This is a genomic window from Pseudoalteromonas sp. NZS11_1 (assembly GCF_015864275.1).
GTDB lineage: Bacteria > Pseudomonadota > Gammaproteobacteria > Enterobacterales > Alteromonadaceae > Pseudoalteromonas > Pseudoalteromonas arctica.
On record NZ_JADYXK010000038.1, the window covers coordinates 1 to 23,726 of the forward strand.

Annotated in this window: 20 protein-coding genes and 1 pseudogene; 15 read left to right on the forward strand and 6 right to left on the reverse strand. The window is 39.3% G+C overall.

Annotated features, from left to right (window positions below; all coding sequences use genetic code 11):
* Positions 1-290: 290 nt before the first annotated feature.
* Complete coding sequence (locus tag I6F44_RS18240; protein ID WP_197174321.1) at positions 291-509, forward strand: DUF6500 family protein; 219 nt, start codon at positions 291-293, stop codon at positions 507-509.
* Between the two features lie 36 nt (positions 510-545).
* Here the strand turns inward: I6F44_RS18240 and I6F44_RS18245 are convergent, their stop codons facing one another.
* Together I6F44_RS18245 and I6F44_RS18250 are read right to left on the reverse strand one after the other, a co-directional pair.
* On the reverse strand, positions 546-2,465 hold the full coding sequence (locus tag I6F44_RS18245; RefSeq protein WP_197174322.1) for a tetratricopeptide repeat-containing diguanylate cyclase: 1,920 nt from the start codon (positions 2,463-2,465) through the stop codon (positions 546-548).
* A 176-nt stretch (positions 2,466-2,641) separates the two neighbouring features.
* Positions 2,642-4,297 (reverse strand): RluA family pseudouridine synthase, encoded by a 1,656-nt coding sequence (locus tag I6F44_RS18250; protein ID WP_197174323.1) that lies wholly within the window; start codon positions 4,295-4,297, stop codon positions 2,642-2,644.
* Between the two features lie 321 nt (positions 4,298-4,618).
* Here I6F44_RS18250 and poxB point away from each other — a divergent pair, with 321 nt between their 5' ends.
* The gene (gene poxB / locus I6F44_RS18255) at positions 4,619-6,343 is read left to right on the forward strand and encodes a ubiquinone-dependent pyruvate dehydrogenase (protein WP_197174324.1); all 1,725 of its coding nucleotides are present in this window, start codon (positions 4,619-4,621) and stop codon (positions 6,341-6,343) included.
* 244 nt (positions 6,344-6,587) lie between these two features.
* On the opposite strand, the gene I6F44_RS18260 is transcribed toward poxB, so the two are convergent.
* The 3 genes from I6F44_RS18260 to I6F44_RS18270 all read right to left on the reverse strand — a co-directional run bounded on the left by I6F44_RS18260 (position 6,588) and on the right by I6F44_RS18270 (position 10,152).
* Positions 6,588-7,814 carry a threonine/serine ThrE exporter family protein gene (locus tag I6F44_RS18260; RefSeq protein ID WP_076924234.1) on the reverse strand — a complete coding sequence of 409 codons (1,227 nt, stop codon included), beginning with the start codon at positions 7,812-7,814 and terminating at the stop codon, positions 6,588-6,590.
* A 116-nt stretch (positions 7,815-7,930) separates the two neighbouring features.
* On the reverse strand, positions 7,931-9,160 hold the full coding sequence (locus I6F44_RS18265; protein ID WP_197174325.1) for a glycosyltransferase: 1,230 nt from the start codon (positions 9,158-9,160) through the stop codon (positions 7,931-7,933).
* Positions 9,157-10,152: a LacI family DNA-binding transcriptional regulator gene (locus I6F44_RS18270; protein WP_197174326.1), complete on the reverse strand. Its 996-nt coding sequence runs from the start codon at positions 10,150-10,152 to the stop codon at positions 9,157-9,159. Before I6F44_RS18270 ends, I6F44_RS18265 begins: the two co-directional genes overlap by 4 nt.
* Before the next feature lie 165 nt (positions 10,153-10,317).
* Between I6F44_RS18270 and I6F44_RS18275 the strand changes: the two genes are divergently transcribed.
* From I6F44_RS18275 to I6F44_RS18335, 13 genes and pseudogenes are all read left to right on the forward strand, one after another.
* Positions 10,318-12,780 (forward strand): S9 family peptidase, encoded by a 2,463-nt coding sequence (locus tag I6F44_RS18275; RefSeq protein ID WP_197174327.1) that lies wholly within the window; start codon positions 10,318-10,320, stop codon positions 12,778-12,780.
* Between the two features lie 48 nt (positions 12,781-12,828).
* Positions 12,829-13,053 (forward strand): annotated as a pseudogene (locus tag I6F44_RS18280) (alpha/beta hydrolase family protein); the annotation flags it as partial.
* 71 nt (positions 13,054-13,124) lie between these two features.
* Positions 13,125-13,742 carry a LysE family translocator gene (locus tag I6F44_RS18285; RefSeq protein WP_121955534.1) on the forward strand — a complete coding sequence of 206 codons (618 nt, stop codon included), beginning with the start codon at positions 13,125-13,127 and terminating at the stop codon, positions 13,740-13,742.
* Positions 13,743-14,046: 304 nt separating this feature from the next.
* A complete protein-coding gene (locus I6F44_RS18290; RefSeq protein ID WP_121955191.1) occupies positions 14,047-14,769 on the forward strand; it encodes a hypothetical protein in 723 nt (240 codons plus the stop codon).
* Positions 14,769-15,671, forward strand: coding sequence for an LPP20 family lipoprotein (locus tag I6F44_RS18295; protein ID WP_197174328.1), 903 nt, complete (start codon positions 14,769-14,771; stop codon positions 15,669-15,671). The genes I6F44_RS18290 and I6F44_RS18295 overlap by 1 nt, the downstream gene beginning before the upstream one ends.
* An 8-nt stretch (positions 15,672-15,679) precedes the next feature.
* The gene (locus tag I6F44_RS18300; RefSeq protein WP_165735611.1) at positions 15,680-16,810 is read left to right on the forward strand and encodes a hypothetical protein; all 1,131 of its coding nucleotides are present in this window, start codon (positions 15,680-15,682) and stop codon (positions 16,808-16,810) included.
* Positions 16,807-18,174: a hypothetical protein gene (locus I6F44_RS18305; RefSeq protein WP_121955188.1), complete on the forward strand. Its 1,368-nt coding sequence runs from the start codon at positions 16,807-16,809 to the stop codon at positions 18,172-18,174. The genes I6F44_RS18300 and I6F44_RS18305 overlap by 4 nt, the downstream gene beginning before the upstream one ends.
* 9 nt (positions 18,175-18,183) lie before the next feature.
* Positions 18,184-19,479 (forward strand): hypothetical protein, encoded by a 1,296-nt coding sequence (locus I6F44_RS18310; RefSeq protein WP_197174329.1) that lies wholly within the window; start codon positions 18,184-18,186, stop codon positions 19,477-19,479.
* Complete coding sequence (locus tag I6F44_RS18315) at positions 19,479-20,192, forward strand: hypothetical protein (RefSeq protein WP_121955186.1); 714 nt, start codon at positions 19,479-19,481, stop codon at positions 20,190-20,192. Before I6F44_RS18310 ends, I6F44_RS18315 begins: the two co-directional genes overlap by 1 nt.
* Before the next feature lie 19 nt (positions 20,193-20,211).
* The gene (locus I6F44_RS18320; RefSeq protein WP_121955185.1) at positions 20,212-21,429 is read left to right on the forward strand and encodes a murein transglycosylase domain-containing protein; all 1,218 of its coding nucleotides are present in this window, start codon (positions 20,212-20,214) and stop codon (positions 21,427-21,429) included.
* Between the two features lies 1 nt (position 21,430).
* A complete protein-coding gene (locus I6F44_RS18325; protein WP_002960153.1) occupies positions 21,431-22,000 on the forward strand; it encodes a hypothetical protein in 570 nt (189 codons plus the stop codon).
* A 77-nt stretch (positions 22,001-22,077) separates the two neighbouring features.
* The gene (locus I6F44_RS18330; protein ID WP_002960155.1) at positions 22,078-22,326 is read left to right on the forward strand and encodes a DUF4282 domain-containing protein; all 249 of its coding nucleotides are present in this window, start codon (positions 22,078-22,080) and stop codon (positions 22,324-22,326) included.
* 149 nt (positions 22,327-22,475) lie between these two features.
* A complete protein-coding gene (locus I6F44_RS18335; RefSeq protein WP_121955184.1) occupies positions 22,476-22,967 on the forward strand; it encodes a DUF2798 domain-containing protein in 492 nt (163 codons plus the stop codon).
* A gap of 72 nt (positions 22,968-23,039) precedes the next feature.
* Here the strand turns inward: I6F44_RS18335 and I6F44_RS18340 are convergent, their stop codons facing one another.
* Positions 23,040-23,552: a MarR family winged helix-turn-helix transcriptional regulator gene (locus I6F44_RS18340; RefSeq protein ID WP_024605653.1), complete on the reverse strand. Its 513-nt coding sequence runs from the start codon at positions 23,550-23,552 to the stop codon at positions 23,040-23,042.
* Positions 23,553-23,726: the final 174 nt, after the last annotated feature.

Below are 23,726 nucleotides of genomic sequence, written 5' to 3' on the forward strand. Positions count from 1 at the left end.
TATCAATGGATATTACAACAATGTTAGACCGCATCATTATAATGCTGGTTTAGCACCAAATGAATCTGAGATTAGATACCAAGATTCTAAAACTGTGGCCAAAATTAGTTGACCACTACAAAATGAGACATTAGATAATGAATGCAAAGCTGCAAAAGTAAATACGCCTAATAAAGAGCTTGAGAATCATGGCTTGGTTGATAGAAGCCTTTTGCAGCTAATCGTTAGCTTTTTAAATGGTGTATTTCAATAGTACATATACAGTAAAAATATAACTAAATAAGGTATGTATGAGGGAAGAACTAAGAGCAAAAATAATTACCGTATGCGATAAAAAAATAGCAGTTAAAGGAGAAAATGTAGGGCTTTCTTTTTATGCATTTTTTGCCAATAAAAACGACGATCCAGAGCTACTTATGGAAGCTGCTACTTGGTGGATACACACCCATAAATTAGATCATTTTGTAAAAGCACATAAAATTAAACAAATGGTTTTAGGCGAACTTTAGTCAAGTAAGTGAGCCAATACTTTTAGCTGTGTTTATTTAATCAACTACGACTTGGTTTCTTCCGTTTTCTTTTGCTTTATAAAGTAATTTATCTGCATGCTTAATAAGAATATCTAGTGTGCTTTTTAAAGGGCTACTTACAGAGGCTCCTGCACTAAAAGTGATTTTTGTATCTGTAGGAAAGTCTTCTATATTACTGCAATGCTTGGCGAAGCTAATGGCGAGTCGGTTAAATATATCGCGAATTATTCGTTCATCAGCCGTATTTAGTGCAAATAACCATTCTTCGCCGCCGTAACGGCCAAACTGATGATCATCACAGAGTGTTTCTCTTGCAGCTTTTGCAAAGGCAATAAGAACTAAATCGCCAACATCGTGACCAAAATGGTCGTTAACTTTTTTAAAGTAGTCTAAGTCAACAATTGCTATAGTCATTTTACCTTCACCAAGTTTTGCTTCTGCTGTGCGCATTATTCCTCTGCGATTAGGGCAATTTGTTAGGTAATCTGTTAATGAAATATCGTGATACTTTTGACGTTGTCGAGCTTGTCGATAAAATAAAAATAACGAAGCAATCACTAAAATAAACGCAATAGCAGCGCTAAGTCGCCAAATTATTTTTTGATGATATTCTTCTTTAGCTTGTAGCTCACTAATATCTTTTGCGTACTCTAGTTGCTGTATTTTTTCTTCTTTTTCTTTTACTTCAAACTGTATCTGTAGTGTTTTTATATTATTTTCGCTGGTTGCTTCGTAGTGTTTTTTTGTATAAAGGAGCTTTTTTTCAATTGCTTCAAAAGCCTCTTCAGTGTGGTTAAGGCGTCGTTTTAGCTCATAGCGTTTACTTAAAAAATCGGCTTTATAAATACTGCGGCTGAATTTATCTAATTTTAAAAACACCTCATCGTTTGCTTCATTTGCTTGATCAAGTAAATCTAGTTTTATATATATGTCAGCTAACAAAATGAGCGATGCGAGTTGCATATCATAAACACCTGCAGAACGAGCAAGCTCAATGTTCTCTTTAGTTAAAGTTAAAGCTTTATCGTAGTTGGCTTGTAAGTACTCAATGCTAGCAATTGAGTACTGAGCAAAGGTTAAGCCTTTTTGCATATTAACTTTTTTGAAATAGAGCAATGCTTTGTCTAGGTATATTAAGGCATCTTTAGGTTTCTTAATCTCCAGCAATACATTGCCTAAGCTCCAATATGCTTTTGAGGTAAAAAGCCCATCTTGTGTTTGCTCATATGCCGCAACCGCTTTTTTTGCATAATATACGGCTTTGTCTTTTTCGTTTAGATAATTATATGCATCGGCTATTTTTCTAAAAAAGTATCCTTGAGATGCTGAATCGTCATCTTTTAATGCTAATTCTAACCCCTCTAGTGCAACATTTAGGGTCTTTTTCAATGCATCTGTATCGGTGTAATAGTAAGCAAGTGCTCGTAAAATAATGATTTTTTCTTTAGTTGAATGCTGTTGCAAGCTCTCTTCTAATTTTGTGGCTAGCGTTTGTGCTGGAGCTGGGTTTGGCTCCCTCGCTAGAGACTTGAGTTGTGATTCGAGAAATAATAAATATACACTTTTTTGATTTGGTAACTCTTTGTTCTTTAAGTAATAGGATAAGTGTGTGTTTAACGCTTCGTATTTTTCTTGTCTAAAAAGTAACTCCGCATACAAAGCGGCCGCTTCTAAATGAAGGTTTTCCCAATTTTGCTCTTTGCTTATTTTAAACGCTTGAGTGAGTTTGTCTTCATTTTGAAGATAGTCTAGTTCATTTAGTTTTATGTTATTGATGAGGGTTTGAGTCGTGTCAAAGTCTAGCGCATGTAAAGTTGCACTTAATGAATCGCCGTTAGCTGAGGCAAGCTTACTTAGAAGTAAAAATAAAATGAGAACAATATACTTTGCCCATAAAGTATTACCTAAAATCTTTATTTGTGTATTGTTAGCCATGTTAATCCTTTGCTGACTTATTTTTATTATTGAAATAATTATTCACATTGCTTAATAAACTTGGGCTTGAACTTTTTTTATACTCATCATTGAAGAAAAAGACCACAAACGATATCAATTTAATTAATAAAAACCAACACATTGTATAATATAATGGTTGTAGCTATGTGTTTTTATTAAAAATCTGCGGCTACTTCAAACTCTAATCGTTTAAGTGTAATTGGGTGAGTAAATGCTAAGTATTCTGCATGTAAATGTAATCTATCGGCTTTTTGCCCGTAATGTGTGTCGCCTATAATTGGCATGTTTAAACCTAAACTGTGCGCGCAATGCACTCTTAATTGATGAGTACGCCCTGTTTTAGGATATAACTGTAATCGGGTAATATTGTTGTTACGCTCTAAAACGTGCCAGGTAGTAAGTGATGGCTTACCGTGTTTGTAACACACCATTTGGCGCGGTTTATCATCAAAGTCGAGCACTAAGGGTAAATCAATTACTCCGCTATCCTCAGCTACATTACCATTAACTAATGCGACATAACGTTTATCTATAGTGCGGTCAATAAATTGCTTTTGCAGTGCTTTGTGCACGCGTTTATTAAGTGCAATCATCAATAACCCAGAAGTCGACATATCTAACCTGTGCACAATTAGTGGGCCCGACGCCTCTGGAAACTGCGTTTTGATTCGCATATAAACTGAGTCTTCAATATTTACGCCAGGCACAGATAAAAACTCAGCGGGCTTATTTACCACAAGTAAGTCGTCATCTTTATAAACAATATTTAAATCTTTACCTTGAGCTGGGTTGATAAGTAGCGGGTTATCTTCAACATCTAAACCCTTTAGCATGTGCCTAAGTATTGGTTGGCATTTACTGTAACAAGAAGGGTAGTAGTTTTTATGTTGCCTAATTGCTGATTTAGGTGCAGCTCCCCACCAAAATTCAGCCATTGCAAGTGGCTTTAAGCCATGTTTATAGGCGTATTGTAATAATTTAGGCGCTGCACAATCGCCAGCACCCGAAGGAGGAGTATGCTCAGGCAGTGCTGCAAATATGGCATTTAAGTCTGTAGTTTCTCCATTTGCATTTAAAAATTGGTACTGTGCAAATAGCTTTTTTTGTAAGCTTTTAGAAAGCGTTTTACGGCGTTTTTTTAAATGAGCAATTTCATCAGAAATATTGATGTGTGTTTGCTGCAGTGACTCGATTATATTTTGCCAATAGGCTTTAAGTGCCAGCAGTTGCTTTTTTTCTACGATACTTTGCCCTGCAAGCTTATTTTTTAACTGCTCAAAATCACTTTCGCTAAGCTCTAATTCGCCTTCGGTACGTTGTATTTTACGTTGCTGGCGACCGGCTTGCATTACTGCCTGTTGGGCTAATAGTGCTTGCTGGTAACTCTGTGTTGCATCATCAAGTTTGCTATTAACTTCATGCAGTTGTTCACTATTTTCTAACTGCTCAATTTGAGCATTAATATCGTTAATTATTTTACTTTGAGTCAAATAGCTATCGTCTTGCAGCTGCATGCTAGAAACAGGCGGCACAAAGCTAATATTACCTTTATCACCTTCAATTTGCCCCGAATAAGCACTTAAAAAGCCTAATTGTTGCTTAGCATTTTGCACCACTAAAACCCCAAACATTTTACCTGCATTTTCTGCTTTTAAATGCGTTAACGTTTCAAGTTGTTGCTGTAATTGTTTTGTGGCTGCTACAGTTAAAGGTTGCGGCTCGTAATAAAAAGGGAAAGTAAACTTTTCAGGAAGCGCGAGAGAATCAATATTTTGAGAAAATAATGTAAAGCACAAAGCAGAATTTGACATAGAAGTAAGAGAAAAGCATTCAGTAAAATAATTGAGCGCATAATAACATATTCATAGTTAAGCCACTAAAAATCTCGCACCCGCATATTCATAAACACTTTAAAGCGGACATTCATGTTTTATGTATCAGTATGGGGGCACAGCAAACCTAGTAGTACCGTTTGTTAGTAAAGTCTCAGTAGCAATATATCTATTATTATCAAAATACCTAAGCTTATCGATTCTCAATAATTGAGCGCATTTCGAAACGATGACTTACTTGATAGATCAGAGGCGAAAAATCAATTTACAGAATAACTGAATATTTAGGAGTTCTATATTATGAGTCAAAATATCGCAAGTTTTATTACTAAAACCCTTGAACAAGCGGGCGTAAAGCGCATTTGGGGAGTAACTGGCGATTCACTTAACGGCATTAGTGAAAGCCTGCGAAAAATGGGAACAATTGAATGGCTAGGCACACGTCATGAAGAAGTTGCCGCATTTGCAGCTGGTGGCGAAGCACATTTATCAGGCGAGCTTGCGGTGTGTGCGGGCTCTTGCGGCCCAGGTAATCTTCATTTAATTAACGGTCTATTTGATTGTCAGCGCAATAATGTACCGGTATTAGCTATTGCCGCACATATTCCTTCATCTGAAATTGGCAGTAGCTATTTTCAAGAAACCCATCCGCAAGAATTATTTAAAGAATGCAGTGTGTATTGTGAAATGGTTTCGAGCCCTGAGCAAATGCCGTACCTGCTAGAAACCGCAATGCGACAAGCAATATTAAACAAAGGCGTGAGTGTACTAGTGCTACCTGGCGACATTGCATTAAAAGACATGCCTAAAGCTATCAAACCAAAATGGAACGTGCCAAAACCAGCAACTTATACCCCTGCATTATCTGATATTGAAGCAATGGCGACTCATCTTAATAAAAGTAAAAAAGTAACCTTGTTGTGTGGTGCAGGTTGTAAGGATGCCCACGACGAAATTGTTGCGCTAGCCGAAAAATTACAAGCACCGATAGTGCATGCTATGCGTGGTAAAGAATTTATTGAGTACGATAACCCTTATGATGTTGGTATGACTGGATTTATTGGCTTTGCGTCGGGCTATCATGCAATGCAAGAAGCCGATACGTTACTTATGATTGGTACTAGTTTTCCTTATCGTGCTTTTTATCCTGAAAATACCACCATATTGCAAATCGATAATCAGGCTGCGTCACTCGGGCGACACGTGCAAATTGACTGTGGCGTGTTAGGGGATACTAAAAATTCAGTGACCACATTGCTTGATTATATTAAAGGTGAGCGGACAAGTTCGCACTTACAAAAATGTGTTAGAAACTACAAAGAGTCTCGACAAGATCTTGATGAACTAGCCAGTGGCAAAACCTCGCAAAATTTAATTCACCCGCAATACCTAACGCGTTTACTAAACGAGCAAGCGGCTGACGATGCTGTTTTTACTTGCGATGTAGGTACGCCAACAGTGTGGGCTGCGCGTTATTTATCAATGAATGGAAAACGTAGATTAATTGGATCGTTTAATCATGGCTCTATGGCAAATGCCATGTCGCAGGCAATGGGGGTTCAATCTGTAGATAGAGACCGCCAAGTCATTGCAATGTGTGGCGATGGTGGCTTTTCGATGTTAATGGGCGATTTAATCTCACTTAAGCAGCTTAATTTACCAATAAAGATTGTTGTTTATAATAATCGCTCACTTAGTTTTGTGGCTATGGAAATGAAAGCCAGTGGGTTTTTATCAAGCGATACTGATTTAGAAAACCCAAGTTTTGCTAAAATTGCAGAGGCTTGTGGATTAAAAGGGATTCATGTGGACGACCCTGAAAAATTACCATCGGCAATGAACGAAATGATGAATCACTCAGGACCTGTTGTTTTAGAAGTCGATACAGCAAAACAAGAGCTTTCAATGCCGCCGCAAATCAAATTAGAGCAAGCAAAAGGCTTTAGTGTTTACATGATGAAAGCGCTGATAAATGGCAAAGGTAACGAGATTGTAGAGCTTGCCAAAACTAACTGGTCACGCTAGTTAAGTTACTTCCCTATTGAGTATTTTTGCTCAATAGGGAAGTGTAAATTAGAAGTAGGATATGATTAAAATGGAAGGTTTTTTAGTATAGTGTTGGAATCACTACGATGCTTTTGAGCTCACTCAAGTGCGATGTAAAGAGCTAAAACACTTAGCATTGGCATCAATTGCTACTTGGTCGTTGTTTTAGTTTAACGTTTCACTCGCTTTACTCAATCAAAGTAAAGCGAGCGCTCAGTATCACTTACAAACTCTTTTTAGGCGGTAGGGCGACGTTTGCAAATATTAGTCCTGCAACAAGCGACATAAATATTAAAAACGTTTGTTGGCCTATGTGTTCTGCGTATATAAAGTCTTGGCCTTCAATTAGTGAGTTTAAGCCAATATAGGTTTTGCTACCTGGTACTAATACAATTAAGCCTTGCATGGCCACAATAGAGGCTGGCGCATTAGCAACGCGGTTAAACAAGTTACTAAATATACCCACCGATAAAGCACCTACAAACGTACCTAACGTGTAATCAAGGTACATAGCCGAGCCAATACTGGTGCCGTACGCTATAAAGCCTGATGCAATAGACCAAACCGCATGCTTAAGTTTGGTTCTAAAAATCACGATTAAGCTGCTACAAAGTAAAAATATAGCCAGCCATGCGGTCCATTTTGGTAATGGCTCAGGTTGTACAAAGTCGGCTTGCCCAAAGAGTGCAAAGCCAATACCTATACCAATAAAACCACCAAAATACAGTTTAAACAACAGCATAAACGAGTCCATTACCCTTGCTGTGCCCGACACTAAATGCCGTGCTGCAAGCTCTGCTAAACCAAGCGCAAGTGCTAAACCGGGTATAAATACAATAATGGCCGAAAGTACTACCAAGCGTATATTTATTTCAGGCGTTATATAAACGCTTACTGCACATGCAAGTACTGCTGATATTATGGCAACTAATGGCTCAAGCATGTGAGCTACGCGTTTTGAGCGACCAGACCAAAGCACAAACACATAAACGACTAAAGTAAGCAGCGATGACCAAATAACATCAGTCCAGCTAGTACCCATTAACATAGCAAACGCACCACCAGAAGTTGCAAAGGCAACGCCCGTTGTTAATTTATTATATGGGTTTGGCATCACAAAAATTGCGTCTAGCTGCGCATCAACTTCTTGTAAACTTAGCTTGTCGTCAAGCATTTGGTTTACAAGGTCGTCGGTGTCGGCAAGTGAGCCTAAATCGTGATCGCCAGGGTCTACACGTGCAACGTGGGTGTACTCATCTTCGTGGCCATCGGTCCAAATAACAAACGTTACAGAGGTTGGCGACATAACAAATGACGATTTAAGTCCTAAGTAAGTAGCCACTTCCATTAGGTGGGCTTCTAGGCGGTAGGCTGGGGTGCCATACTTGTGAAGCATTTTACCCAATTTAACGATAAATTTGCGTTTTTCTGTAAAGGTTGCAGTTTTCAAATCTTTTTGGACCAAATATTGCGATAACTAAGCTAAAAATATAGACAATACAGCTAAAACTGCCCACGTTTGATGGGCGCGATTTTAAACACTAATTGGTGTGTGTCTAGTCATTTTTAATCTAATTTTTTATTTTTTTCAGCTATCCATTGCGACATGTATTGAGTGCTGCGCATTGTATGATGTTTGAGCATTTGGCCTGTGAAGTTTTTTTCGCGATGAGCGTTTAAATCACTACTTATTGAATCAATTTTTTTAATTAACGCTGCGCTTAATTGGGCTTTATCGTACAGCGTATTAAGGAGTGTATTACCATCTTGCTGCGCTTGTTTAAAGTCACTTTGATTGTTGTGCATTTCAATGGCAGCGTTGGCAAAGTCATCGGCTGTGTTGGCTATTTTACCAGGCCAAGGTAAATCGTTATGCATGCCCTCTGCGCCAATGTTAGTGGTAACGCTGGGTGTTTGCATAATCATGGCTTCAAGCAATTTACCTTTAATGCCTGCACCAAAGCGCAGTGGAGCTAGACATACACGCGCACTTTGCATTACATCAAACGCATTATCGGCCCAGCCTTTTATTAAAAAACCGGTTTTAGGGTTATTTAATGCCGTGGCTTTTGGTGGTGGGTAAGAGCCATAAATATGTAGTTCTGCTTTTGGGAGTTGCTTGCGAATAAGTGGCCATATTTTTTGTAAGTAAAGTACAGCATCCCAATTGGGCGCGTGTCTAAAGTTACCTATTGTCATAAAGTGCTGGCGCTGCTCAAACGTTTTTGTACTTGTAGGCAGTGAGCTTAAATCAACCATAAACGGTAAATGGTGTAATAAGCTTGGCTCTATTTTAAATACGCTATTTAGCAGGCTCATTTCATAACTTGAAATAATTAAGCTCAGGTCGCAGCGTAAAATAGCGGCAATTTCGCGTTTTGCTATGTCTGAGTGTAAATCGCTGGTTGTAAAGTCACGCTCACCTTTAAACGCTTCGTGGCGAGCGTTACGCAGGCACTGTAAATCTTCGGTATCGAGAATTTTAATTGCGTGTGGGCAATGTTTATCGACGCGCCAGCCAAATTGTTCTTCCATCATAAAACGGTCAAACATTACTATATCTGGATTATAGGCTTTAACGTATTCGTCAAAGCTGTCGCAGTTTAATGCAATGCTTTGGCTGGTTATGCCGAAGTCGTCAAGGTTTTCCATGTGATCGGTGCGCTGCGCGGGCGTTGCAAATTCAACGTCCCAGTGTTGCGCTCTAAATGCATTTAATAACGACATCATGTGCGTTCCCGCAGCAGACGAATTTGGCTCTGGCCATACGTAGCCAATTACCAGCACTTTTTTCATTGGCTAGAATCTCTAATTTGTAAGTTTACATTTACCAGTGTTTTTACTGGCGGGGCTGTATTTTGTAGTAGCTCTTGCAGTATTAAAAGACACCGCTTGGCTATATCGGTTGTACTTATAGCCACAGTGGTTAAGTGATCATTTACAACCGCGCTATTAGGAATGTGGTGGCAACTCACTACTTTAATACAGTGATGTGTTAATGAGTTGGTAGCGGCAATAACACCTTGAGCAATAATATCGTTTGCACACACCACTGCGTTTAATGTTGGGTTGTGTTTATATGCTTCCATAAATGCATTTTTAGCGCTAATGGCTGTGTTTACTGCGCAGTGAATGGGTGCTAATGGTGTAATGCTGTGCTGCGCGCAAGCGGTATTAAAGCCACTTTGTAGTGCTTGTGAATCACTTAAAGTAAGTTCACTGCCTATAAATGCAATGTTTGTCACGCCTTGTGAGAGCAAATGCATACTGGCTACGTGGCTGGCTTTTTTATAGTCGGGTAATACGCAAGGAGCTGCGCTAAAGGGCACTTCACTCATTACGGTAATTACTTTGTGTTGCGCGCTGAGCGTATCAAGCCATTTGGGGCAAGTATTAGCAACGGGGCAAATAATAAATGCAGCAGCGTTGTATTCTTTTAAGTTTTTAACTGCGTTTGCTTGTAGTTCAAGACTATTATTACTGCTTACAATCATGGCTTGTAGGCCGTTGTCGTTTAACAAAAGTTGTAGGCTGGTAGCAAGGTGTGCCATAGCTGGGTTAGTTAAATCGTTTATTACTATGGCCACTAAATTTGAGCGCTTTGAGCGCATAGCAGCGGCATCACGATTATAAACGTAACCTAGCTCATCAATCGCTTTGAGTATTTTTTGTTTACTTTTATTGCCCACTTTATCGCTTTGGGTAAGTACCAAGGATACGGTTGATTTTGATACACCAGCACGCTCTGCAACATCAAAAATAGTGACTGATTTGGCTTTGTTATGCATTGTATTTTAAGTACCGCAGTGGTGAATAAATAGCGCTGTAGTTTAGCTTAATCAGCACTATTAAGTCATCTTTTAGAGGTGTTTAACTTACCTTAATACTTTATGAACAAAGCAAAACGTGTTTATATACGCTTATAAGAGTAAAAATAACAAAAGGATAAAAACATGAGCGCTTTTAGGCTGTTAGTTGCCTTTATTTGTTGTGCGGCATTGGTGCCAACAAGTTACGCCGAGCAGGGCTATCAAACCCCTTCACCCGAACTTGCAGCATTGGTTGACGCTAAGTTAGCACCCACTAGTTACTTATCGAGCGATGGCCAGTGGCTAGCGCTTTTTGAACGCAAACGTGTAGTAACCCTTGATGAACTTGCAAAAGAAGAGCTTAAGCTTGCTGGTATTAAGCTAAACCCCGCTAATTTTTCGCGCTCTCGTGTGAGTGCCAAATTTAGTGCCGTGGAGCTAAAGCATGTTCAAAGCGGGTCAGTTATCAGTATTAATAACTTACCTAATGGCATTATTCGCTCACCTAAATGGTCATCTAATAGTAAATATTTAGCCTTTGTTGTTGAGCAACCAACCCAAGCCAACTTATGGCTTTACAGCGTTGAAACTAAACAAGCAAAAGAGCTTTCAAGCGCTGCGTTAAATTCGGTACTAACTGCCTCACCATATAAATGGCTGCCAGATAGCAGCGCCATTGTTGCAAATCTTGCTGTTAATTTTGGTAAACCAAGGCTTGAAAATAACAGCCAAAATGTAGTGCCTGTTATTCAACAAAGTACTGGTGAAAAAGCGCCAGCACGTACTTATCAAAATTTATTAACAAGCCCGTTTGATGAAGCACAATTTAAGTTTTACGGCCAAGGGCAGCTGGCTTACGTAACGCTTGATGGCAATACTCAAGCAATAGGTAGCCCTTCTTTATTTAAATCGTTTTCAGTATCACCTGATTCTACCAATATTTTAGTTGCCGGTATTAATGAGCCGTTTTCGTATCAAGTGCCTTACAGCCGCTTTGCAAGCACGTGGCAAATATGGGGCATGCGCGGCTATGCATTAGCAGAGCTGGCAAAACAGCCACTTGCCGATAATATTCCACAAGGTTACGACAGTGTACGCACTGGCCGCCGTAATTTTGAATGGCGAGCCGATCAAGGCGCTGAAGTAATTTGGGCAGAAGCACAAGATGGCGGCGACATGAAAACCGACGTTGAGCATCATGATTATGTTTACAGCTTACGTGCACCCTTTAAACGCGAGCCTAAATTATTTGCCAAAGTAGAACGCCGTTATGCGGGAATGGAGTGGGGCAACGAAAACGTAGCAATGCTGACAGACTGGCGCTTTAGCGATCGCCAAGTACGCACCTTTGTTGTACAACCTCGAAATGCCGACAGAAACCGCGTTTTATTTTCAGAGCGTAGTTACAACGACGCGTATAAAGACCCTGGTAATGCAATTTACGAGCGCAACGATTTAGGCGCAAACGTAATTAAAATTGTAGGCGGGCGTTATATTTACCTGCGCGGTAATGGAGCTTCAGAGCAAGGTAATATCCCGTTTTTAGACCAATACGATGTTAAAACAAATAGCAGCAAGCGTTTATGGCAATCAGAAGCGCCATACTACGAGCGTGTACGCGCTCTGCTTGACGACGAAGGTGAGCGATTTATTACTATTCGTGAATCTAAAACTGAGCAACCTAACTTTTTTATACGCAATTTAGATAACGACACGCTAACGCAATTAACGACATTTGAGCATCCGTACCCTGCATTTAAAGGCGTAACTAAAGAGCAATTACGTTACAAACGCGACGACGGTGTTGAGCTTTCGGGCACGCTTTATTTACCACCAGGGTACGATAAAACACAAGGCCCGTTACCGGTACTTATGTGGGCTTACCCACTTGAATACAAAGATAAAGCCGTTGCATCGCAAGTACGCGAATCGCCTTATGCGTTTACCTACATTGGTTATTGGGGCCCAATGCCTTACCTTGTTAAAGGGATTGCCGTGTTTGACGACCCTAAAATGCCAATAGTGGGTATTGATGGCAGCGAGCCAAACGATAACTTTAGAAAGCAGTTAGTATCAAGTGCGCAAGCAGCTGTTGATGTATTAGTTAAAAAAGGTATTGCCGATAAAAACAAAATAGCCATAGCAGGGCACTCATATGGTGCATTTATGGTTGCTAACTTATTGGCTCATAGCGATTTATTTAAAACAGGTATTGCCCGCAGTGGCGCGTATAACCGCACATTAACGCCGTTTGGTTTTCAAGGAGAAGAGCGTGATTTTTGGCAAGCACAAAGTGTGTACGCTAATATGTCGCCGTTTTTCCATGCTAAAAAAATTAACGAACCAATGCTAATGATCCACGGTCAGGAAGATCCTAATTCAGGAACATTCCCGATGCAAAGTGAGCGCATGTACGCAGCCCTAAAAGGTTTAGGTAAAGATGCCCGCTTAGTAATGCTCCCTTATGAAGCACATGGTTACCGTGCACGTAAAAGCTTATTACATGTATTGTGGGAACAAGAGCAGTGGTTAGATAAGTATTTGTTAAACGATACAACAAATCCAGTAGAGGTCATTACTGAACCCGTGGTAAGTACTGGGCAATAGATGTTTACACATACAGTGGAGTGCAAGAAGACCCACCCTCAATCTTGCGGAGCCTTCCCAATGCAAAGTGAGCGCATGTACGCAGCGCTAAAAGGTTTAGGTAAAGATACTCGCTTAGTAATGCTCCCTTATGAAGCACATGGTTACCGTGCGCGTAAAAGCTTATTACATGTGTTGTGGGAACAAGAACAGTGGTTAGATAAGTATTTGCTAAATGATACAGCAGAGCCAGTAGAGGTCATTACTGAACCCGTGGTAAGTACTGGGCAATAGTAATAAACATGAGTAAGCAACAACGCGGCTACTTATAGCCGCGTTTTTGCTTTTAATATGAGAGTAAATTAATGATTGATGTAGCAGCACTTGCGGTTTTTATTCCTACGTTCTTTTTTGTGTCGATAACGCCTGGTATGTGTATGACCCTTGCCATGACACTCGGTATGAGCATTGGCGTGCGCCGCACATTATGGATGATGATAGGCGAGCTGTTAGGCGTAGCAACCGTTGCTATAGCTGCGGTATTAGGCGTTGCAAGCGTAATGCTAAATTACCCAGATGCGTTCGCTATTTTAAAGTGGGTAGGCGGTGCGTACTTAATTTATATTGGCGTTAACATGTGGCGAGCCAAAGGCAAAATGTCGGTCGATACCTCAAAACCAAGTGACGTAAGTCGGAAGTCGTTATTTACGCAAGGTTTTGTAACCGCAATTGCTAACCCTAAAGGGTGGGCGTTTATGATCTCGTTATTACCGCCGTTTATTAGTGTTGAGCATGCTGTAGCCCCTCAGCTTTTAGTATTGCTTGGCGTTATAATGACCACCGAGTTTTTAAGTATGTTAGCTTACGCAACAGGCGGTAAAAGCTTACGTTTATTTTTAGCTCGTGGCGATAATATAAAATGGATGAACCGTATTGCCGGTAGCTTAATGGTTGCTGTAGGTGTGTGGTTATCGTTGGACTAATTATTCAAGATTAATAATAAATGTGATTGAGCAATATTTGTACAGTTTGCAAGGTTTTTTATATAAAACTAAATAAATAGAGCTATCATACAAAAATGAGACAAAAGTATTAACTTAAGCTGAACGCCTTGTCGTGGTTACATTTGTTTGTTTTTTTGTTGCTGGTAATATAAATTTATTAATTTTCCGTGTTGCATTTTTTTACAAATTCGGTAATTCTAATCTCATATTCAAGGAAGAATGAATCAAGTCAACTGCTTAGCTTTGTGCTTTCTTGCCTTTTTAATGTATAGGGAATTACCTCATGAAAAAAGCTATTCTATCCGCACTTATTTTCGTACCTCTTTTTACTGGTTGTGTTTCAACAACCGATACTAGTACTTCTGCTAATTTAGACCGCAATACTGCAGTTGCTGAGTTGACTACTCGAATGGATACACTTGGTTATTTTCACCCGGTGGCTGTACAGGTAGGTATTGACGAATTTTTAAATATGTCAGCTATTATCCTTGAGCGTCAACGAAAAGTTATGGGTGAATACCGCACTCAAACTGATAACTACCGTGATGTACAAGCCTTTTTATATGCCCATCAAAAGTCGACACCAGAGCAACTTCAAGCTGCAATCGAAGAGTTTGACGCAGGAGCAAAGAATAAAGATGAAGAAATTGGTTATAAAATAGCAGCTTATAACTTAGCGAACGAAGGTATTTATCAGCAAAATGTTGAACTTGCGACTGATTTAACGGTAGAGATTGCTAAATCTGCTTATATTTTAAGCCAGCACAGCACTGTCATAGCCAAAGTAACAGCTTTAAAAATGGGTGGAAATCTTGTCAATTCATGGCTTTCAAGCGATGAAGAGAATGCTGAGCAAGAAGAGGATCCTAAAGATATAGGCACAGCTCTTATTAAAGCAAAAGATCAACTTGCGTTAGCGCTTGAAGCAAACGAAATTATAGAACTTGAGCAAGCCACAATTACTGCAATAAATGAGTTACAACTTGAGCAAGAAGCGAAAGGTTAATGAAAACAAGCATTTTTGCTTTTTTTATAGCATGTGCTTTTAGCTGCTCAGCTCAAAACTGGCCAGATTGGGTAACTCAACCGCAAAAAAGTGATGAATATATTACTGCGGTTGGGATTGGTGAGAGTCGCTTAGCTGCAAAGCAAGCGGCTATAGCCGATATTACTACTCAACTAAGCGTTGATGTAAGTACGCAGCAATTACAAAAGCTCATAAAGCAGGACAACCAAGCAAGCAATTATTTTGAACAAGCAACAACCTTAACTAGTTTACCGTTTACATTAACTGGACTAGAGGAGTTAAATACGCTTGAGCAAAATAACTTATTTGCTTTAAAAATGGGAGTTAAAAAATCGGCTTTAGTTAAAAACCTAAAATCTGATTTATTAAAACTTTCTCGTATCTCTGCGCCAAAAAATGACAACGAACAGCGTTTCATTTGGGCACTTAAAAATAGTGGAGGTCTTGATGTTGCGGCAAAAAAGCTAGCAGTATTAGAGCTCCTTTCTGGGCCTAAGCTATTAATTCAATCGACTTTAAATAATTTATTGAATGAGCAAGCAAAAGCATTAAATGCTGTTTCTTGTGATGTGATCGGTGCTAATAATATTAGCGAAATTAAATCAGCACTAAATAATGCACTCCCACATAGCGGCGATACACGTTTATGGATGCGTCCCCAAATACGTTGGCAGTACGCCAAATCTAATAATAATTATTCAGCCAAAGTTATTTTAACTCTAGCGCTTACGCGAAGTTCAAGTCCTTTCAAAGTATTACTACAACAGGATCTTTTTGCGCAGGAAAGTGCCACGACACAAGAAAATGCAAAACAAAAAGCGATTAACAATTTAATACAACAACTTAAAGCGCCTGCTAGTCAGTGGCTGTTCGATATTTAGGAATGGTAATGAAATTAATAAAAAACTTAACTCTATCAGCATTTACACTCGCCTTATTAGCAGGTTGTAACTCTTCACCTAAACAAGGAAGTGCTACACAATCAGGGTTGGTTAGTAACAACGCCTCGAATACCGTAATAGCCAAAAGTGCTTATATATTTAATGACGCGGATATAGCTATGCCTGCATATTTTGATACCCAAGGTTTAGAGCGTTGCACGTTTGATGCAAATACAGAAACAGATAGTTGTCCGCTTAAAAAACCAATTGTACGCATGTACTTTGATTTAGCTGGTGTAAATGGCAGTGGTATTGGTGTTGATGCTATGCGCGAGTTTGACAACCAAAACTTATTGCTAATGCTCGAAAATCAATTTGCAGGAATTAATCGCTTTAGAATAGTAACGCGTGATGATGATGCTATTTCAAAGGAACAACAATTAATTTTACAACAGCAAGGCGTAAAAACAGCGGCCAAACGTGCCGAAGTTAAAGCATTAATCCCCGATTTTGTGGTAAAAATTGATTCATTAAGAACACTAAAAACTGAAGGCGCGATTACAGATTGGGCCGATTACACATTAGAGCTAACAACCGGTGTGATAAATCCGCAAACACGTGAAAAGCTATCGCATCCTAATTTAGGAAAGATTCGCGTTAAATCTGAAGATGTACGTGATCGCTCGGAGTTAAAATTTACGACTGTAAGCGGACGCTACGTCGCAGGTTTTCACTTTGATCAAAGTGCTCATGTAAATGCAGTACTCAGCGATATGGGATCGCGTGGTATTGATATTTTGCTTACCCGTATGTTGAGTGAAATGCCTGCCACAGCGCAAGTTTTAGGTATTAAAGGGAACAAAATTAGTTTAGATAGAGGTCAAAATGCAGGCGTACTTCCTAACGAAACAATGATAGTTTTTAGCTATGAGGCAGGATTTGTTGAACCGATTGGCGTTGCGAATGTTAACCCTTCGCGTAGTAGTGCAAATGGTGAAATTATTCGTTGGAAAGACTCCGATGCAGCAGATGATGTTAAAAACAAAGCTGAAAATGGTATTTATCGACCGTCAAATGGTACAAAAATATTTGCTGTATCGGTCGGTACTCCCGCTGACTTTTTGGAGAGCCGTACATGATCAAAAAGCTTGGTTTATTAGCATTATGTTCCTTGAGTGCGCAAGCTCAAGTGGATGTATTGTCTGATGGTACGCTACAAACACAGGCATGTGCATATGGACGAGGTAGTACGGCTATTTCGGGTGCAAAAACCCAGGCTAGTGCTGAGCTTATAAGTTTTATTAAAGGTAATAAAAGCCTAACAACCCAAAGTGCGCAGCAACATTTAACAACAAGTTTAGATAATGATGCCGCCAGCTTATATGAGCAACAACGGACTATGATGATGGAAGGTTTGAGTGCTGGTGCCGTTCCTTTAAATTACTCAACGCCTACACTCAGTGGTAACGACACATGCATGACTGTAAGCCTTAACCCGCAAGAGTTAGGAGAGCCGCAAGAGCAAAGCTGGCAACAAACCACTCAAAATATTAGTGTGACAGTAATAGGCCAAGGCTGGAAAAAAGAAGGTAAAACAGCACTGACGATTGCAGAACAAGATGCTTTGCAACGTGCTGTATCGCAAGTTGTAGGTGTGTGGCTTACTCAGCAGCATACGCAATCATCAAGTACAAGTATGAATATTGTTGACGGTAACGAATCAACAAACATACAAGAGTTAATAGGGCAACAGCTTTCGAGTCATAGTGAAGGGCTTGTGAAAGAATGGCAAACCCTGCAAACCAGAGAACTGCAAAATGGTGGTGTGGAAGTCACCGTTATGGCTGTTGTAGAAAAAGCACCACTTATTCAAAAAGCATCTAAATTACTGAGCATGATTGGTTCACCTAGAGTGCAAGTTATTGCGCCTGAACCATTAAAAACAGAACTAAAAGTTTGGTTAAACGAGCAAGGAATTGAAGTTGGTAACGCGGCTAGTTTAGTTATTTATGCAAAATCTGAAGTGATTAAGCGCGCTAACAACAGACAACTTTATTTAAGTGCTGACGTTAGAGATTTAGCTGGAAACATTTATGGTCAGTGGAAAAACGATCCTTCATTTATGTCGTTGCCTAATGCTCCTTACGTAGAAAAAGATTTAATGGCAGTACATTTGGCGAGCGAGTCACAATCAAAAGCGCTTCATAAAGCCCTTAATAATGCATTTACTCAAGTAGTTGCAAGAGGGGGCTTGGTTCGTGAAGTCATGTTGCCAAGCAATAAGCTAACGCAACCAGAAAAATTGCATGATGTGTTAAGTACGTTAGGTGGCGTAAGCGATATATCTATACATAAACAGCAAAAATATACCGTAGCAAGCCTGAGATTTAAAGGTAGCACCGGGGAACTTGCTCATGCGCTTGATCAGGCGTTAATGACAATAACAGCAAAAAGCCTTTCAAAAATTACAGTCGAAGACGACTTTACACTCAGGTACAAATAAGGATAGATGATGAAATTAAAAATATTAACATTAGCAATGGTTTTAGCTATGCCTGCAATCGCAGAGGAAGAATTTAGCTTAACAGATATGATACCTGCTCGCCCAGGCGCGCAAGTAGTGGGTGCTGAACAAGTCGAAGTTTCTGGCGATGTAGTGGTTGCAAAAGATACAAGCGTTGCAGTTGCTGTTGCTCATCAGGCACTGATGGATGACAACGAAGACGGTATTAAAATGATTCAAGTTGGTAGTGGCACCGGTATTTTATCTATTGGTAGTGCTAGTTATAACACCTACGAAAATATGAATGCGACTTTGCTGTCTAAACGCGGTGCTTATAATCAAGCTTATTTAATTGCGAAAAAACAATTAATTGAAAATATGAAAGGTGTTGAACATCAATGTAGCAATGTAGTGTCTGCAAGAATGGATGTTATTGATACGGGCGTTGAAGGTACGGCAAACGAACAAACTAATATGATGGAGGCGTGTAAAGAGTCTGTATCGGGTTCGTTAGCGGGCTTTGTTACTTATGACGTTTACGACAACATTGATGATAAAGGCGTACGTGTAAGCTTAATTTCAACGCCTAAAACACGTTCACAAATTAAAGGTAATCGTGGTGCCGTAGCGGTAACTACTGAACCGAATGTAATTTTCCAACAAGTAATCAGTGATGTTAAAAGTGGTGTTTTACCACCGGTTGGCGCCAAAGTACTTACTAACGCTGATACTGGCGAAGTTATCGTTTTAGGTTATGGCTCTGCAATTGCACGTCAAAATAGAAACAGCAATGTTGCTCGTAAGCTTAAAGGCGTTGCTAAATCGCAATCGCAAACACGTGCGCGTTCTGCGTTGCTTGCCACTATTCAAGGTGAAAAAGTGTATTGGCAAGGTAGTTTTGACGAAAAGCAAATGGAAGGTACTAAACAGTTTGAGTACGATGACCCATACTTAAATGATCCGCAACAAGTAGAAATTCTTGAAGAAGATCGCAGTACGTTTTTAAATCAATTAAAAACATCTGACGAGTATTCAACCGTTGCAAAAGGTAAATTACCACCTGGTGTAAGTGTTAAAAGTTTTGCAAGTGATGATGGATTTTGGCAGTACAGCGTAGCTGTTTATGCGCCAAGCTTAGAGGCAACGGCACGCAAAGCAGCTAAAGAGATGGAAGGTAATAATGGCCAAACTGTTAACGGTGTAAGTCACTACGGCCACAAAATAAAAGCACACGGTGGGTTAAACGAAAAAGCGGCTAACCCCCAAGGTGCATCAGGTAAAGTAGCGAGCGAAAAGGAACTTTAATGCTAGCACCTATTTTAGCGCTTTCGTTGGTGGCTTCGGCCACTTTCGACTCAGAGCAAACCATTGAACAACAAACTGCTTTTTTTAAAAGTCAGGCTAATGGTCAATACGCCCGAGTAATGGCGTTAAAATCGAGTGCAAAAAATGCGCTTGAGCAGGCATGTCGAAATGCATTGACCTTGCCTGATCGTCGTATTATTAAAAATACTTTAGCTAATAAGCTCAATATTACTTTGCCAGAGTCGGTAAGCTTTATTGACGCTGAAATTACGGACTATGAGCAAGAAAAACAGCGAGAATGGTTAACTTGTACTGGTGTTGTAACACCTGCCGCGCAAGATATTAACGAAGCTGGACTTGCCATTAGAGCGGCTTGGCAAGTTGGTAGCCAAAAAGATAAAGCAAACTTACGCCCTTTATTGCAAGTTGCATTGAATCACCCTACAACGATGTCTGATGCAGTAGCATTAGCAGCGGATCAATCGCCAGAGGAGCAACGTTTAAGCTATCTCGATAAATATTTAAAAGCGAGTGAGCTAAAACTCGACGAAGCGAGAGCCTCAGTTGCACAAACCTGGTTTGTTAATAAGCGCTATAAGCAAGTAATTTCGTTAACCCGGCGATGTGAAAGCATAGACTGTAAGCATTTAAACTTAGCTGCTCAAACTGAGTTTGATAATCTATCTGCTGATGATTTAAGTAGTTATTTTTAATTTTATAGGGATATAAAAAATGCACTCAAAAGTTAAAATACTACTAAAAATTAGCGCTTTAGCTTGTTTAACTATGAGCTTAAATAGCTTAGCTCAAACAAGTGAAGAAGCCGAATTTGAGGCTTTTTTAAAAAAGCGTCAAAGTGAGTTTAGTCAGTACGAACAACAGCAAAAGCAAGAATTTGAAGCGTTTGTAAGTGCTTGGCATAATGCGCAAAATGCATATTTAGAACAAGTAACCCAAAAGTGGCAAGATCCAAATCTGCCAAGCTCAACAGTGTGGGTTAAATACAGTGATGATCTAAATAAACGCACGAGTGTAAATTTCGAAAGTGGTGAAGTCGTTGTTGAGTTATTAAACAGCCAAAACGACGAGCAAGCAGTTGAATATGCAAAGCAGCAATTAAATGAGCTTTCACAAGTAACGGTAAATAAAACACTTTCAAATGATCCCGTTTATATTGCGGCAAATAACACAATAAACAGCAAAAACTTTACCTCAACGGGTAAGCCTTTAAATAAAAAAGTTGAGCAAAGTAAGTCACCAACAACGACTCAAGCTAAAAAAATAGTCGAGCAAACGGTGCTCTCTACAGAGATTGTAAAAGAGGTGCTCACTGCAAAGGCACCTGTAATAACTAAACAAAAAGACAGAGTAACAATTAGCTATAAATTGCCCGATAATACACTTTCGAACCAAGCAAAACGTTATCTACCAGAAGTCCAACAGCAAGCCAAGCGTTATAACTTAGATCCCGCACTGTTATTGGCAATTATACATACCGAATCGAGTTTTAATCCGCTTGCACGCTCGCCAATTCCTGCTTTTGGTTTAATGCAAATAGTGCCTACTTCAGCGGGTAAAGATGTGAGCAATTTTTTGCAAGGTAAACCGCTATTACTTAGCCCTGAGTACTTATTTCAGGCTGATAATAACGTAGAAGCAGGCAGCACTTATGTGCATATTTTAAGTAATCGTTACTTTAAAAATGTACGTAATGTGCAATCAAGAATTTACATGAGTATTGCCGCTTATAATACTGGCCCAGGTAACGTAGCCAAAACGCTGAGTGGCTCTAAATCACTGAACCAAGCAAGTATTGCAGCTAATGCAATGTCAGCTGAGAAGGTTTACACCCTAATGGTTAACAATTTACCTGCGCAAGAAACCCGTAACTATTTACAAAAAGTGGTAAAACGCACCGCTTATTATCAAAAGCAATTGAAAGGAATTTAAAATGAAAAAGTTATTACCTCTAATAGCCGCTTTAGCATTAGGTGCGTGTTCAAGCACTGAAAAAACACAGTCGGAGCCGTTAGCAAAAAATGATTCAGTACCAAGTTGGGTGTTATTACCTGTGTCTGATAAAGGTTTAGCATCGTCGTCATGCGTACCTTGGTCAGGCAGTATGTCAACCGACAGAGCACAAGCAATTGCAGCTGCTCGCGCCGATTTATCTCAGCAAATACAGGTTAAAGCAAGCGTTATGGACAAGCTATACCAACGTAAAGCACAAAGTAATGATGAGCTAAACGTTGGTGGAACTTTTGAGCAAGTAAGTAAGCAAGTTGCACAGCAAAGCCTTGTGGGTGCTGTGCCACAAGAAGTTGCATTTGCTAAATTAGACGGGGTAAAGCAACTTTGTACATTCGTTGTAATGAGCAATACACAAGAAACATTTAATAACCTAGTAGCTCAATCTGGTAAGCGTCTAGATCCTAGTTCACGCGAAGCGCTTTACGAAGAGTTTAAAGCCCAAAAAGCGATGAAAGATCTTGAAAAAGAGCTAGATAGTTTAAATAAGTAATAAAAAATTCTATATTACTAGTTTAGTTTCTAACTCCGCTAAACTAGTATTCTTAAACGGAGTTATAAAGGACTAAAATGAAAGATATATTCTTTTTTGATTCAATGTTAACCCCAAAAATAATTACATTCGTTTACTGGTTAATTTTAATAGGTACTTTGATCTCAGGTGTAACAACAATGTTTGCTAAGTATGGTGGTGGTTTCATTAGTGGTTTGGCCATAATTGTTGGTGGGGCAATTGGTGCGCGCATCTGGTGTGAGCTATTGATTGTATTATTTAAAATTCATGAGAATCTTCAAAAAATAGCTAATAAATCAGAATAAATTTAAATACTCATAAAGTAGTGGTTGCATCGAGTGCTACCACTACTTTTAATCTTAGGCGGTCCAACCAATTTAAAGTAGTTGATATTATCAATTAATTTATTATAGTTGATTTTGTCATCTATTTAACGCTTAAGGCATGCCCAAAAATGAGTACACCCGTATCAGCAAACCCAGTAATGGTTGAGCCTAAAAAAACACCTGTAATTTATAAAATACTGGTTATGGTGAGTATTATTACCTTAATTGGCGGTACTCTAACTGGCATTATGACTTATGTGAATGTGGGTGTTACAGAGCATTTTTATGCCGACTGGTTTACCTCATTTATAAGTGTAGTATTGGTTATGGCGCCTGTTGGTTTTGTAATGATGACCTTAATGCATAAGCTAGTTAATAAGTTATTGCCTACTAGTAGCGAGCTAAAACGTAATTTAGTTATTAGTGTTTTTATGGCGCTGATAATGGAGTCTGTGATGGCGTTTGTTACCGCTACTAATAATATTGGCTATGCAGATATGCGTGTATTTGTAACTGGATGGGCTGAAGGATTATTAGCCGCATTACCAATAGGTTTAACTATAATGCTGATAATGTCGGTTACGGTAAAACCTAAAATAGAACGCTTTTTAAAAAGCTAACACTTTGAGCGCTAACGTATTAAAGCAAATAATTTAATACGTTTATAGTGGGCAGATGCATGAAGTAATTAGTTACTTAATTGAGTTTTCTACCGGGCAGCCTTGTTTACGGCATACACCTTCGTTACATAATTTGCATATTTTACGTGCTTCTACCTGCTCGGTTGTTAGGCTGCCAAGTGCTATTTCTATCAAACTTAAAAAGCTTTGTTTTTGTTCATCATTAAAGTTGTTTAGTATTTTAGAGGTGGCTGTTTCTCTGCTGCCTAGTACTAGTTCAACTCTTTGGCTGCCTTTATCCGTTACGCATAAAACAACAGAGCGGGCATCTTTTACTGACTTTCGCCTTTCTACAAGTTCTTCTTTTTCAAGTGTATTTATTAATCTAACTGCACCAGAATGCGTTAAGCCTAAAACCTTGCTTAGTACATCAATGGTTTCATTAGGATGATTGTAAATAGTGACCAGTGCCGCTTCGTGGCTTAGGCTTCGCCCGCCTAATTCGGCAATCTGTTTTTCAATGTCATTAGAAACAGAAGTAGCAAACGTGCCGATTAAATTTGATATATATTTTTCATTTTTCATAAATTTAATTATATGTGATTCGATCATATAAATATAGTGACAAATTAAGCGCGCTCATTTATTGTGTGACTCAGTCATGTATATTAACTCGAAATTAGTTAATCTACTTCGAATATTACACAAATTAGATGAGCGAGGATTTACCGCCAGCTCATCAGTTAAATAAAGCGATAT